The 13,248-nt window shown below is 61.0% G+C and carries 11 protein-coding genes; 7 read left to right on the top strand and 4 right to left on the bottom strand.

The genetic code is table 11. The annotated features are described in order from the left end of the window. The first annotated feature begins 8 nt into the window (after positions 1-8). From OEL49_RS10325 to OEL49_RS10310, 4 genes are all read left to right on the top strand, one after another. On the top strand, positions 9-1,001 hold the full coding sequence (locus OEL49_RS10325; RefSeq protein ID WP_287874610.1) for a LysM peptidoglycan-binding domain-containing protein: 993 nt from the start codon (positions 9-11) through the stop codon (positions 999-1,001). A 9-nt stretch (positions 1,002-1,010) separates the two neighbouring features. Next, a complete protein-coding gene (dprA, locus tag OEL49_RS10320) occupies positions 1,011-2,129 on the top strand; it encodes a DNA-processing protein DprA (RefSeq protein WP_287874609.1) in 1,119 nt (372 codons plus the stop codon). A gap of 10 nt (positions 2,130-2,139) precedes the next feature. Further along, positions 2,140-2,628 carry a DUF494 family protein gene (locus OEL49_RS10315; RefSeq protein WP_130459632.1) on the top strand — a complete coding sequence of 163 codons (489 nt, stop codon included), beginning with the start codon at positions 2,140-2,142 and terminating at the stop codon, positions 2,626-2,628. Positions 2,629-2,817: 189 nt separating this feature from the next. Then, on the top strand, positions 2,818-5,403 hold the full coding sequence (locus OEL49_RS10310) for a DNA topoisomerase III (protein ID WP_287874608.1): 2,586 nt from the start codon (positions 2,818-2,820) through the stop codon (positions 5,401-5,403). An 89-nt stretch (positions 5,404-5,492) separates the two neighbouring features. Here OEL49_RS10310 and OEL49_RS10305 read toward each other — a convergent pair whose 3' ends face one another. The 3 genes from OEL49_RS10305 to OEL49_RS10295 all read right to left on the bottom strand — a co-directional run bounded on the left by OEL49_RS10305 (position 5,493) and on the right by OEL49_RS10295 (position 8,150). Next, a complete protein-coding gene (locus tag OEL49_RS10305; protein ID WP_014235930.1) occupies positions 5,493-5,969 on the bottom strand; it encodes a Dps family protein in 477 nt (158 codons plus the stop codon). Between the two features lie 114 nt (positions 5,970-6,083). Continuing rightward, complete coding sequence (locus OEL49_RS10300; RefSeq protein WP_014235931.1) at positions 6,084-6,995, bottom strand: hydrogen peroxide-inducible genes activator; 912 nt, start codon at positions 6,993-6,995, stop codon at positions 6,084-6,086. A 450-nt stretch (positions 6,996-7,445) separates the two neighbouring features. Next, positions 7,446-8,150: a pseudouridine synthase gene (locus OEL49_RS10295; RefSeq protein WP_014235932.1), complete on the bottom strand. Its 705-nt coding sequence runs from the start codon at positions 8,148-8,150 to the stop codon at positions 7,446-7,448. Positions 8,151-8,294: 144 nt separating this feature from the next. On the opposite strand from OEL49_RS10295, the gene OEL49_RS10290 reads away from it, so the two are divergent. Both OEL49_RS10290 and tpx read left to right on the top strand, forming a co-directional pair. Further along, positions 8,295-8,726, top strand: a complete 432-nt coding sequence (locus OEL49_RS10290) for a hypothetical protein (protein WP_014235933.1) — start codon at positions 8,295-8,297, stop codon at positions 8,724-8,726. Positions 8,727-9,098: 372 nt separating this feature from the next. Continuing rightward, on the top strand, positions 9,099-9,602 hold the full coding sequence (tpx, locus tag OEL49_RS10285) for a thiol peroxidase (protein ID WP_014235934.1): 504 nt from the start codon (positions 9,099-9,101) through the stop codon (positions 9,600-9,602). 103 nt (positions 9,603-9,705) lie between these two features. Here tpx and OEL49_RS10280 read toward each other — a convergent pair whose 3' ends face one another. After that, a complete protein-coding gene (locus tag OEL49_RS10280; protein WP_287874607.1) occupies positions 9,706-10,830 on the bottom strand; it encodes an acyltransferase family protein in 1,125 nt (374 codons plus the stop codon). Between the two features lie 532 nt (positions 10,831-11,362). On the opposite strand from OEL49_RS10280, the gene OEL49_RS10275 reads away from it, so the two are divergent. After that, positions 11,363-13,228: a DUF262 domain-containing protein gene (locus OEL49_RS10275; RefSeq protein WP_014235936.1), complete on the top strand. Its 1,866-nt coding sequence runs from the start codon at positions 11,363-11,365 to the stop codon at positions 13,226-13,228. Positions 13,229-13,248: the final 20 nt, after the last annotated feature.

Below are 13,248 nucleotides of genomic sequence, written 5' to 3'. Positions count from 1 at the left end.
CCCTTCTGTTGGCTGTCGCCGCCTCCAGCGCCAGTGCCCAGGAATCTCCCCGCCTCGCCGACAACGCGCCGGACCGCCATATCGTGGTGCCGGGCGACACCCTGTGGGGCATCGCCGGCAAGTTCATCCAGGAACCATGGCGCTGGCCCGAAATCTGGCGCCTGAACAAGGACCAGATCAAGAATCCCCACCGCATCTACCCGGGCGACGTCATCGTCATGGTCACCGGCGAGGACGGCAAGCCACAGCTCAAACTGGCCAAGTCGCTCAAGCTGCAGCCGCGCGAGTACAGCGAAGCGGTCAAGAACGAAATTCCCACCATTCCGCAAAGCATCATCGAGCCCTTCCTGTCCCAGCCCCTGGTGGTGGACCCCAGCGCCATGGACAAGGAAGCCCGCATCATCGCCACCCAGGAAGGACGGGTCTATCTTGGCGGCGGCGACCAGGCCTACGTGGTTGGGATACGGGAGCCTTCCGAATTGTGGCAGGTCTATCGTCCCGGCAAGGCCATGCTCGATCCCGACACCAAGGAAGTGCTGGGCCATGAGGCGTTCTACCTGGGCACGGCCAGGCTGATCCAACCGGGAGAGCCCTCCGTCATGGAAATGGTGGAGGTAAAGCAGGAGGTCGGCAAGTTCGACCGGCTGATGCCCGCATCCCGCCCCGAACTGATCACCTATGCGCCCCGTCGTCCGGAAGCCAAGGTTGAGGCCCGCATCATCGCGGTGTACGGCGGTGTCGGCACCGGTGGGCGCTACTCGGTGGTATCCCTGTCCAGGGGCAGTCGCGACGGGCTCGAGGTCGGCCACGTCCTGGCCTTGCTGCGCAGTGAAAAGGTCTATGAACAGCGCAACGAACAGGGCGAGCGGGAGCTGGTCAAAGTGCCGCCCCAGCGCTATGGCCTGGTCTTTGTCTTCCGGACGTTCGAGCGGGTTTCCTACGCCCTGGTCATGGATGCTGCCTTGCCCCTGTCTCTGGCCGATCTGGTACGCAATCCCTGAGCCCCCGCCGTGGCTGATCCGGCCCTCACCGCCTGGCTCCGGCTGACGCTGGTTCCGGGCGTCGGGCCGGAGACCCAGCGCCATCTACTGGCCGCCTTCGGCCTGCCGGAACAGGTTTTCTCCGCCCCCCGCAGTGCCCTCAAGCAGGTCGTCGGCAAGAAGGCCGATCTGCTGCTCGATACGGACAATCAGGAAGCGGTGGATCGGGCCCTGGACTGGGCCGGCAAGCCGGGCAACCGCATCCTGACCCTGGCCGATCCGGACTATCCCCAGCTGCTGCTCGAATCCGCCGATCCTCCCAGCCTGCTCTATGTGAAGGGCCGGGTGGAATTGCTCAACCGGCCCGCCCTGGCCATTGTCGGCAGCCGTAATGCCACGCCCCAGGGCCTCAAGGATGCCGAGGCCCTCGCTGCCGATCTGGCGGCCCAGGGGCTGACCATCGTCAGCGGCCTGGCCCTGGGCATTGACGGCGCCGCCCATCGCGGCGGGCTGAAAGGGGAGGGTGGCAGTATCGCCATCATCGGCACCGGGGCCGATCGCATCTATCCCTCGCGGCACAAGGAACTGGCGCTGCAACTGGCGACCGAAGGCGCCATCGTTTCCGAATTTCCCCTGGGTACGCCGGCGGTGGCCCACAATTTTCCCCGCCGCAACCGCATCATCGCCGGCATGGCCAAGGGCTGCCTGGTAGTGGAAGCCGCCCTGGAAAGCGGCTCCCTCATCACCGCCCGCCTGGCGGCCGAACTGGGCCGGGAAGTGTTTGCCCTTCCCGGCTCCATCCATTCGCCGGTGGCCAAGGGCTGTCACCGGCTGATCCAGCAGGGGGCCAAGCTGGTGCAGGAAGCCCGGGACATCGTGGAAGAAATCGGTCCCTTCGACCCCCCGGGCTGCAAGCCAGCAAGGACGCCACTTTCCACCGGCAATACGCCAAAAACCACGCCAATCCTTGATCCTGGCCAGGCTGCCGTACTCGATGCCCTCGGCCACGACCCGGCCAATCTGGACCAATTGCTGCAGCGCACAGGCTTGACGACGGAAGCCCTATGCGCCATCCTCGTGACGCTGGAACTGGCGGACCGCGTTGCCAGTCTTCCCGGAGGCCGCTACCAGCGGCTTTCCCCCACCTGATACGTTGCCAATGTTCGACATCCTCGTCTATCTCTTCGAAAACTACGTCGATTTCGCCGACTTCAGCAAGTCCGGCAATCAACCCGATTCACCCGATTCCCAGGCCGACACGGCCCTCAGCCGCAAACTCACTGCGGCCGGCTTCTCCGAAGAAGAAATCAGCGAAGCCCTGGAATGGCTCCAGGGCCTCAAGGCCACCCTGCCGACCCGCCAGCTGCAGGCCGATTCCCGTTCCCTGCGGGCCTACACGCCGGACGAAAGCGCCCACCTGGGTGCCGACGCCCTGGGCTTCCTGCATTTCCTGGAACAGGCCAAGGTCCTCTCCGCCGACCTGCGGGAACTGGTCATCGAGCGGGCCATGGCCCTGCCGGACGACCGGTTGTCCCTGGGCCGCTTCAAGGTCATCGTGCTGATGGTCCTGTGGAGCCAGGAGCAGAACCTGGATACCCTCATCGTCGAAGAACTGCTCTCCGACGCGGAACCCGAACACCTGCATTAAGTCCATCCGTCGGGCCTGCCAGCCGGGGCGACTGAGGGGTCGCACCAGATGGCGCAGGCAGCATGATGGGCGAAGCACGCAATATGCAGGCTTCGCGCGTCAAATTAGTGGCTGCTTGCTTGCCAAGGCCCGTAAGTCCCTCTTATCATCCCCCGCACCTCCCGACCGGGACTGCCAGAGGCCCCTGCCATGGGCAAACAGCTCATCATTGCCGAAAAACCTTCCGTCGCTGCCGACATCGCCAAAGCCCTTGGCGGTTTCACCAAGCATGACGACTATTTCGAGAGCGACAACTTCGTTCTCTCCTCTGCTATCGGCCATCTGCTGGAACTGGTGATCCCCGAGGAATACGAGGTCAAGCGCGGCAAGTGGTCCTTTGCCCACCTGCCCGTGATCCCGCCCCACTTCGAACTGAAGCCGGTGGAGAAAACCGAGTCCCGCCTGAAGCTGCTGACCAAGCTGATCAAGCGCAAGGATGTGGACGGCCTGGTGAACGCCTGTGACGCGGGCCGCGAGGGCGAGCTGATCTTCAATTACATCGCCCGCCACGCCAAGTCCGGCAAGGCCGTGCAGCGGCTGTGGCTGCAGTCCATGACGCCCCAGGCCATCCGCGACGGCTTCGCCCATCTGCGCCGCGGCGAGGAAATGCAGGGGCTGGGCGATGCCGCCGTGTGCCGTTCCGAATCCGACTGGCTGGTCGGCATCAACGGCACCCGGGCCATGACCGCCTTCAACTCCAAGACCGGCGGCTTCCACCTCACCACCGTGGGCCGGGTGCAGACCCCGACCCTCTCCCTGGTGGTGGAGCGGGAACGCAAGATCCGCGAATTCAAGGCCCGTCCCTACTGGGAAGTGGAAGCCACCTTCGCCGCCGCTGCCGGCGAATACAAGGGCAAGTGGTTCGACGAAGCCTTCAAGGGCAAGGACGAGGACGAACACGCCCGGGCCGACCGCCTGTGGGACGAAGCCCGGGCCAAGGCCCTGCAGGCCAAGTGCGAAGGCCAGCCCGGCGAAGTGAGCGAGGAGGCCAAGCCCTCCACCCAGCTCTCGCCCCTGCTCTTCGACCTCACCAGCCTGCAGCGGGAAGCCAACAGCCGCTTCGGCTTCTCCGCCAAGAACACCCTGGGCCTGGCCCAGGCCCTGTATGAAAAGCACAAGGTCCTGACCTATCCCCGGACCGACTCCCGGGCCCTGCCCGAGGATTACCTGGGCACGGTGCAGGCCACCCTGCAGATGTTCAACGGCGAAAACCTGACCAAGGGTTCCGACACCTCCGTGGTGGACCGCTACGGCATCTTCGCCAACAAGATTCTCAAGTCCAAGTGGGTGGTGCCGAACAAGCGCATTTTCAACAATGCCAAGATTTCCGACCACTTCGCCATCATCCCCACCACCCAGGCGCCGAAGAATCTCTCCGAGCCGGAACAGAAGCTCTATGACCTGGTGGTCAAGCGCTTCCTGTCCGTCTTCTTCCCGGCTGCCGAATACCTGATCACCACCCGCATCACCCGGGTCGCCGGCGAACCCTTCAAAACCGAAGGCAAGGTCCTGGTGAATCCGGGCTGGCTGGCCATCTACGGCCGCGAAGGCCAGGAGGGCGACGAGGGCAACCTGGTGGCCGTCTCCCAGGGCGAGAAGGTGCAGACCGAGGAAGTGGCGGTCAATCAGAACGACACCCGGCCGCCGGCCCGCTACTCGGAAGCCACCCTGCTCTCCGCCATGGAAGGCGCCGGCAAGATGGTGGACGACGAGGAACTGCGTGCCGCCATGGCCGGCCGCGGCCTCGGCACTCCGGCCACCCGGGCCCAGATCATCGAAGGCCTGATCACCGAACAGTATCTGCACCGCGAAGGCCGGGAACTGATCCCCACCGCCAAGGCCTTCTCCCTCATGACCCTGCTCAACGGCCTGGGCATTTCCGAACTGACCTCGCCGGAACTGACCGGCGAATGGGAATGGAAGCTGGCCCAGATCGAGCGCGGCGACCTTTCCCGCAGCGCCTTCATGCAGGAAATCGAGGAAATGACCCGGCACATCGTGGACCGGGCCAAGAGCTACGACAGCGACACGGTGCCCGGCGACTTCGGCCTGCTCAAGTCGCCCTGTCCCAAGTGCGGCGGTCTCATGCGCGAGACCTACAAGAAATTCCAGTGCGGCGATTGCGACTACGGCCTGTGGAAGATCGTCGCCGGCCGCCAGTTCGAGCCGGAGGAAATCGAGACCCTGCTCACCGAACGCCAGGTCGGCCCCCTGATGGGCTTCCGCAACAAGATGGGGCGGCCTTTCAATGCCCTGATCAAGCTCAACGACAAGAACGAACCGGAATTCGACTTCGGCCAGGACCGCTCCGGCGAGGACGGCGGCGAACCGGTGGACTTCTCCGGCCAGGAAAGCCTGGGACCCTGTCCCAAGTGCGGCAGCCCTGTCTATGAGCACGGGCTGGCCTACGTCTGCGAAAAGTCCGTGGGTCCGACCAAGAGCTGCGACTTCCGTTCCGGCAAGATCATCCTGCAACAGGCGGTGGAACGGGAACAGATGCAGAAGCTGCTGTCCACCGGCCGCACCGATCTGCTCAAGGACTTCATTTCTGCCCGCACCCGGCGCAAGTTCTCCGCCTTCCTGGTGAAGGGCAAGGACGGCAAGGTCAGCTTCGAGTTCGAGAAACGGGAGCCCAAGGCCCCTGCGGCGAAAAAAACCGCCGCCAAGGCCGAGCCCAAGGCAGCGGCGGAAAAGCCCGCCAAAGCCCCGGCAAAGCGCAAGGCGAAGGAAACCTGAGGTTAAGCAAGGCAAAAGAAAAGGGCTCGGTGTGAACCGAGCCCTTTTTGCATCCGGGCCGCCGGCTGGCGGCGAAGCGGAGAATTTACTTATTCTTCGAGCAGGACGCGCAGCATCCAGGCGTTCTTTTCATGCACTTCCATGCGCTGGGTCAGCAGGTCGGCCGTCGGCTGGTCGTTGGCCTTGTCCACCACCGCGAAGACCTGGCGGGCAGTGCGGGCCACGGCTTCCTGGCCGGCCACCAGCTGGCGGATCATATCCTTGGCCTTGGGTACGCCGTCTTCCTCGGTGATGGAAGCCAGTTCCACGAAGCGCTTGTAGGAGCCGGGAGCCGGGTAGCCGAGGGCGCGGATGCGCTCAGCGATCAGGTCCAGGGAGTTCCACAGTTCGGTGTACTGGGTCATGAACATGGTGTGCAGGGTCTGGAACATGGGGCCGGTGACGTTCCAGTGGAAATTGTGGGTCTTCAGATAGAGGATGTAGCTGTCTGCCAGCAGGTGCGAAAGGCCGTCGGCGATTTTCTTGCGGTCTTTCTCGGTGATGCCGATATCGATCTTGGTTGCCATGTGGATTCTCCTTTCAAGCTTCTCAATAACCATGCGCCCATTGTGGCCGATGGCGGCCGCCCGGGCCAATGACTTATCCCTATGGATTGAATAGGGACGGGCAATACAGGCGGACTACAGTACCTTAACCCCGGGTGGCGGACATTGCAAAATAGCGGCCCGCACCGCATCGATGGCCTGGGGCCGGGGGAAGGTGACGCGCCAGGCCAGCACGATGCGGCGGGAAGGCTCCGGCGCCTTGAAGGGAATGACCCGGGCCAGGGACGGATCCGGCGGCGCCACCTCGACGGCGGAAGCGGGCAGCACGGCGACGCCGGTGCCGCTGGCCACCATCAGGCGGATGGTCTCCAGGGAGCCGCCCTCATAGGAACGTTCCAACCCACCCGGCTCGGTCAGGCGCGGACAGGCGGCCACCACCTGGTCGCGGAAACAGTTGCCCTGGCCCAGCACCAGCAGTTCCTCCCCCTTCAGTTCCCCCGCATCCACCGACTTCCGCTCGGCCCAGGGATGGGCCGCCGGCACCAGCATGCGGAAGGGTTCGTCGTACACCGGCTGGGTGACGATGCCCGGCTCGTCGAACGGCTGGGCCACCACGATCACGTCCAGCTCGCCCCGCTTCAGGGATTCGGCCAGCACGTGGGTGAAATTCTCCTGCAGGTAAAGGTGCATGTGGGGCACGGCCTGGTGCAGGGCCGGCACCAGCCGGGGCAGCAGATAGGGGCCGATGGTGTAGATCACTCCCAGGCGCAGGGGCCCGCTGAAGGGATCCTTGCCCCGCTGGGCGATTTCCTCGACCCGCTGGGCCTCGTTCAAGACCTTCTCGGACTGCCGCGCCACCTCTTCGCCGATGGGCGTCAACCGCACTTCGGCGGCGCTGCGTTCGAACAGCAGCACCCCCAGGCGCTCTTCCACCTTTTTCAGGGCCACCGACAGGGTGGGCTGGCTCACGTGGCATTTCTCGGCGGCGCGGCCGAAGTGGCGCTCCCGGGCCAAGGACACGATGTAGCGCATTTCCGTCAGGGTCATGCTGTGTATAACTCAGGTAAAAGTGGTGGAACCAATTGTGCACAACCTGGGCAGGCAAGGGTAGGGGAAAAATCCCTGCACAATCTTCCCACACCACTGCACAGAGGTTTCTCACAGGGATTTTTCGGACCTAAGCCAATGAATGGGATTGGCTTTTCAAAGTTATCCACAGACTTGAGGCTGAGTTAACTGGTTTACGTCTTTGTATACATAAAAAACAGTGAACAACCCCTAGGGAAAAGCCGTGAAAACCGGAACGGCTGAAAAAAGCCAAAGCGGGCGGGGAAAAAACGACCCAGGCCGGAAGGCAGAAAGGGCGGGTCAAAGGAAAGATGATGGCTGGAGAAGCGCTATTTTTCTTGCTCACAGGCATGGCACCCTGAAAATTGCCGTCATTCCTTGATTCCCCGGCACCAAAGAAAAAGCCCCGCGTTGGCGAGGCTTTTGTACTCAGGCCGGCTTCAGCTTTTCCAGATCCTCGGCTTCCAGCCAGCGCCACTCGCCCGGTGCCAGATCCGCGGGCAGGTCCAAAGCGCCGATCCTCACCCGCTTCAAACCCTCCACCCGGTTGCCTACAGCGCCCAGCATGCGCTTTACCTGGTGGTACTTACCCTGGGTGATGGTCAACCGCAGTACGGTGTCGCTGACGAGCTCGCAGCTATCCGCAACCACCGGCTCGTACTCGCCATGAAGGAGAACCCCGGCCAGCAGCTGATCGATCTGGGCCTGGTCGATGGAATGCTTGGCCGTAATCTCATAAACCTTGGGCACCTTGCGCTTGGGCGAACTCATCTGGTGGATGAACTGGCCGTCGTCGGTCATCAGCAGCAGGCCCGTGGTGTCCTCATCAAGGCGGCCGACGCATTGCACGTCCCGGTTCACCAGCTCCTCCGGCAGCAGGGTGAAGATGCTGCGGTGGTGCTTGGGCTTGTGGGAGCACTCGTAGTCCCCCGGCTTGTGGATCATCAGGTAAGCCTTTTCCCGGTAACGCCAGGGCTGGTCGTCCACGGTGAATTCAAAACCCTCGGGATCCACTTCCAGGAAGGGGTCTTCCACCACCACCCCGCCGATTTCCAGCCAGCCGTTACGCACCAGGGCCCGGCATTCCTTGCGGGTGCCGAATCCCTGGCTGTGCAGCAGTTTTTCCAGTTGCATGGTGACGCTCTCTCCTAATCCGGCCGCCGCGGCGACCGCTTACACACTTTTACAACCCCTTGCCGGGGTGAAACACCTGGGACGCCCTGGCCTTCCTATACTGGGCCCGTCGATTCAATGAACCCCGAACCCAGGAGAAACATCATGTCAGGACGCCATGTTCTCGCCTTCCTCGCCCTTGCCGGCTTCGCTTTTGCGGTACAGGCCCAGGAAGCCCCCCAGCCGGCCCCCAAGGGCCCCGCCATGCAGGAACGCTGCGCCGCCAACCCCAAGGCTTGCGAACGGCTCAAGGAGCGCCACGACGCCTCCTGCAAGGATAACCCCCAACGCTGCGAAGAGTTCAAGGCAAAACGGGAGGAAATGCGGCAGAAGTGTAAACAAGACCCGGCCGCCTGTGACAAGGCGCGGGAAGAAATGCGTGCCAAAGCCCGGGAACAGTTCGAACAGCGCTGCAAGGAAGATCCCAAGCGCTGCGACGACATGAAGAAGCGCTTTGTCGAGAGCCGGGGCAAACGCCACGGCGACCGGCCCGCTCCCGCACCGGCTGCACCGGCATCCGCTCCTCCCCAGAACTGAAGCCTCTTTTCTTCTCTTTTACCGCCCCCTTCACCGGGGGCTTTTTTTATTCAGCTCCAGCTAAGGGTTGTTCACTGTTTTTTATGTATACAAAGACGTAAACCAGTTAACCTGGCCCCAAATCTGTGGATAACTAATTTTTCTCCCGATACAACAATTGCTTAAGCCAGAAAAATCCCTGTGCAAAACGTCTGTGTAGCGCTGTGAGGCAATTGTGCAGGGTTTTTGCCAAACCAGCGAAACAGGGAGTTGTGCACAACTGGTACCCGATCCATACCCAAGTTATGCACAGGCTGTTAACAGGTGTTGGGGAACCGCCGCCATCGTTGCTACTCTGACAACCTCAACCCCATCCATCAGCGAGGAAATTCCATGAGCCAGACCGTTACCCTGGGCGGCAACCCCATTCGAGTGGCCGGCCAACTGCCTGCCGCCGGCAGTACCGGCCCCGCCTTCACCCTGACCGGCAAAGACCTGGGCGAAGTGACCCTGGCCGGCCTGGGCCCGGTGCGCAAAGTGCTGAACATTTTCCCCAGCATCGATACGCCCACCTGCGCCACCTCCGTGCGCCGCTTCAACCAGGCGGCCGGTTCCCTGGCCAACACCGTGGTCCTGTGCATTTCCGCCGACCTGCCTTTTGCCCAGGCCCGCTTTTGCGGCGCCGAAGGTCTGGAAGCGGTGCGCACCGTGTCCACCTTCCGCAATCCCGAATTCCTGCAGAACTACGGCGTGGCGGTGGAAAACGGCCCCCTCAAGGGTCTCTGCGCTCGTGCCGTGGTGGTGCTGGATGCCGACAACAAGGTCCTGCACAGCGAACTGGTCGGCGAGATCAAGAACGAGCCGAATTACGACGCAGCCCTGGCGGTACTCAAGTAAGGCTGCCTGAAAAAAATAAAACGCCCGGCTATGCAGGGCGTTTTTCATTACGGCGTTGCTGGCGGATCGGCAAGCAACCCGCCCAAGTCTGAAGCACCTCCGATCAGGCCCCCTTCCACGCAGGCACATAGCCGGCCGGAGAAGTGGAGCCCTGGGTCAGGCGGCGCCCCAGGGCCGCCGCCGGCTGTTCGACCCAGCGGTGGAACAGCTGAGCCAGCAGCACACTGCAGACAAAGGACAGCAACAGGCCCAGGGCCGCCTGCTCCGGCGAATAGAGTTCCAGCCGGGTCCACAGGGCGCCGACAAACACCAGCACCGGGAAATGCACCAGGAACAGGCTGTAGGAAATCCGTCCCAGCTCCAGTACCGCCTTGTGTTGCGGCCAGCGGGCGCCCCAGCCGCGCCATTCCGCGTGCCATAGCAGCAGGCCCACCAGCAGGGCGCTGAGCAGACGCCAGCGCCATTCAAAACCCATGGCTGCCAGCAGCAGCAGGGCGTAGAGCCAGAACTGCAGGGGCGAACGGGCCTGGCGTACGGCATGGTGAATGACGATGCCCATGAAGAAGTAGGGGAAGAAATACAGCCACCAGCCGTCCAGGGCCCCATCCAGATTGAAGTGGAAGAGGGCAAAGGCCGCCGCCGGCCAGCCCAGCAGCAGGGGCATGTTGATACGGCCCCGGCCCAGACTGTCGCGCAGCCACAGGCTGCCGGCGTACACCAGGGCCAGCTGGAAGTTGATGCAGACGAACCAGAAGCCCGCCGACAGCTGCTCATAGCCCAGCAAGCCCTGGAGGAAGAAGAGGTGGGCCAGCACCTGGGGCAGGCTCACGGGGGACCCGGTGATCTCCTCCGGCAGCCATTCCCGCCCATAGGCGTAGGCCAGGCACACCAGGATCATGGCCGCCAGGTAAGGCAGCCCCAGGCGGCAATAACGCTGCACCACGTAGCGCCCCAAGGCCGGCAGGCGCCAGTCGCGCCCGCTCATGCTAAGGGCCATCACATAGCCCCCCACGACGAAGAACACCTGGGTGGCCCGGGCGTGGTCCGCCAGCCAGTCCAGCAAGTGGCCCAGCAGGGGGGCGGCCCATTCCTTCAGCGGTGGATACAGGGCGAAGTGGTGCCAGGCGATGATTACCGCCGCCACGGCCCGCAGGCCGGTAATGAAATAACGCTTGTCGGAAGCCGGGCTCGCCGTGCTTCCGCCCTTGATGACTGATTGCATGGGCATGATGGCCGGCCGTGCAGCGCCGCAGCGGCATTGTCGGCAGAAGTATTGAAAAAGCGGGGCGGGTTGAGCCGAAGCAGCGCTGACGCGCTAAAACGCCGGAAAAGACCACCAGGGCGGCAGCCTTTCGGGGTGGGAATATCGGTTCCCTTTTGTGACTTTCAAGCCCTCGACCTGGAAGAAGAGGAGAGGCCTAAAGATGGACAGAGTCTAGGGAAAGTAACAGCCTGGGGAAAGCCGGGATTGGCGTACGGGGATTGACGGGCAGGGCGGTCATTCACAGGCAGCTGGTATTGGGTGCTTTTGTGTGAGTTGCTTCGATTCAAATACTGGCACGTTGGTGCAGCTTGAAAGATTGCTTCTCAGCCAATGCTGCCCTTACAGATAAGGCCAGTCTCTGCCATCAGGCGGATGAACTGCTCGGCGAGTAGGCGACGATAGCCGGCCCTCTTCGGTTAAAGTCTACATTTTTCGCAGTATGACGAATGCGAAATGATGGCCGTCAAAAGCCAATAACTGGGAGGAATAGTCTCGTATGAGTGCTATAACGCCGCATTACCGAACCGTGCAGCAATTGCTGCAAAGTCAGTCGTTTTCCATTGATGAGTACCAGCGCGAGTACAAATGGGAAAAGGAGAATATCGACGAACTGCTATCGGATTTGCAGGCAAAGTTTTTTAGCCACTATAAGCACGGGGATGAGACGCCCGCGGTCAGTGCTTATGGCGAGTATTTTCTTGGTTCGATCATTGTCAGCAAGCGCAACGGCAAGAACTACCTAATTGATGGCCAGCAGCGAGTGACTTCGCTGACCTTATTGCTGATCTGTCTTTATCGTGCAGCACAAGAAAATGGTTTGCCGGTGGTTCAAACCGTCGCGCCCTTGATCTTTAGCGACAACCTCGGGCAGCCGAGATTTAACCTTGACATTCCTGAACGTCTGCCGGTCATCAAGGCGTTGTTTGAGGGGCATTCGTTTAATCCTGATGGCAAGGATGAATCCATTCAAACAATGTATGCGCGCTATCAAGACATCGAGGACAACGATCTTTTCGATGAGTTAAAGGAAGCGCTGCCGCATTTTGTCTATTGGCTACTAACGCGGGTTGGTTTGATCGAAATCGCTACTGATAACGATAGCTATGCCTACGCGATTTTCGAGACGATGAATGACCGGGGTAAGCCATTGAGCCCTGTAGATATGCTTAAAGCCTATCTGTTAGCGCCCATCGAGGAGGCGCAGCCTCGATCAAAGGCTAATCAAATCTGGAAGCAAAACGTGCTGGAGTTGATCTCCTGGGGAGGTGAGCACGAGCCAGAGCGCGACGCAAATTGCATCAAGGCATGGCTGCGTGCGCAATACGCCGAAAGTATTCGCGAACGGAAAGCAGGCTCTACCGATAAAGATTGGGAGCTGATTGGTACGGTTTTTCACCGCTGGGTACGGGATCACAGCGAGCAGTTGGGGTTAGGTAATGCAGCCGCCAATCTGACGATGATTGTTGAAAGCTTCCCGTTTTTTGCAAAGGCTTACCGCCGAATTTTGGATGCCAGTAAGCACTTCACTCCGGGGCTGGAGGCGATCTACTACAACGCGCACAACGATTTTACATGGCAGAGCACCGTGCTCTTGGCGTCGCTGTGTGAATCGGATGATGACGATACAGTAAGGCGAAAACTTGCAGTGACAGCCACTTATCTGGATATCTGGTTGATGCGCCGAGTAGTTAATTACATCCGTGTTGGATACTCCAGTGTCTCCTACGCTATGTGGCTACTTTGCCGCGATATTCGTCGTAAGCCTTTCCTCGAGTTACAGACTATCCTCGCAAAAAAACTGGCTGATGATGATGTGACCTTTTCGGGTAGCCCGAGCAAGAACCGAAGCGGGATCGACGGCCTGGGATTAAATCAGTTCAGCCGCCGCTACATCTATCACTTGCTGGCGCGCATCACTGCGGCGACAGAAGCGGGTTCCGGACGTACTCAATCATTCGATAAATTAGTGGTTCGTGACGTCAAGAATCCATTTGATATCGAGCATATTTGGGCCGACAACTACGACGATGTGAAATCGCTATTCGCGAGCGAAACTGAATTCCGAGAGTGGAGAGATCATGTGGCGTCGTTGTTGCTCCTGCCTGCCGATGTGAATCGCAGTCTGCAGGATAAGCCTTACGAACAGAAGCGGTGTCACTACGCCAAACAGAACTTTTATGCGGCAAGCCTGGACGTAGGTGCATACCAGCATCAACCTCAGTTCCTTCAGTTTGCGGATGCTAATCAGCTACCCTTCGAATCTTTTGGCAATTTCACCAAGAGTGAGCAGCTACAACGACGAAAGCTCGTTGCGGCGCTAGTTGAATTGGTATGGTCGCCATCACGTTTGAGTGAGATTTGATGTGCCTGAAATTCAAAAGT

Origin of the sequence: Azospira sp. (genome assembly GCF_030247495.1) — a bacterium.
GTDB classification, from domain to species: domain Bacteria; phylum Pseudomonadota; class Gammaproteobacteria; order Burkholderiales; family Rhodocyclaceae; genus Azospira; species Azospira oryzae.
This window is presented reverse-complemented; position numbering and strand designations above follow the sequence as displayed.

Bases quoted from the DNA above. Each gene is read 5' to 3' on its own strand.
- OEL49_RS10315 (WP_130459632.1), top strand. From the start codon at position 2,140: ATGTTCGACATCCTCGTCTATCTCTTCGAAAACTACGTCGATTTCGCC.
- OEL49_RS10275 (WP_014235936.1), top strand. From the start codon at position 11,363: ATGAGTGCTATAACGCCGCATTACCGAACCGTGCAGCAATTGCTGCAA.
- OEL49_RS10310 (WP_287874608.1), top strand. From the start codon at position 2,818: ATGGGCAAACAGCTCATCATTGCCGAAAAACCTTCCGTCGCTGCCGAC.
- OEL49_RS10280 (WP_287874607.1), bottom strand. From the start codon at position 10,830: ATGCCCATGCAATCAGTCATCAAGGGCGGAAGCACGGCGAGCCCGGCT.
- OEL49_RS10300 (WP_014235931.1), bottom strand. From the start codon at position 6,995: ATGACCCTGACGGAAATGCGCTACATCGTGTCCTTGGCCCGGGAGCGC.
- OEL49_RS10290 (WP_014235933.1), top strand. From the start codon at position 8,295: ATGTCAGGACGCCATGTTCTCGCCTTCCTCGCCCTTGCCGGCTTCGCT.
- tpx (WP_014235934.1), top strand. From the start codon at position 9,099: ATGAGCCAGACCGTTACCCTGGGCGGCAACCCCATTCGAGTGGCCGGC.
- OEL49_RS10295 (WP_014235932.1), bottom strand. From the start codon at position 8,150: ATGCAACTGGAAAAACTGCTGCACAGCCAGGGATTCGGCACCCGCAAG.
- OEL49_RS10305 (WP_014235930.1), bottom strand. From the start codon at position 5,969: ATGGCAACCAAGATCGATATCGGCATCACCGAGAAAGACCGCAAGAAA.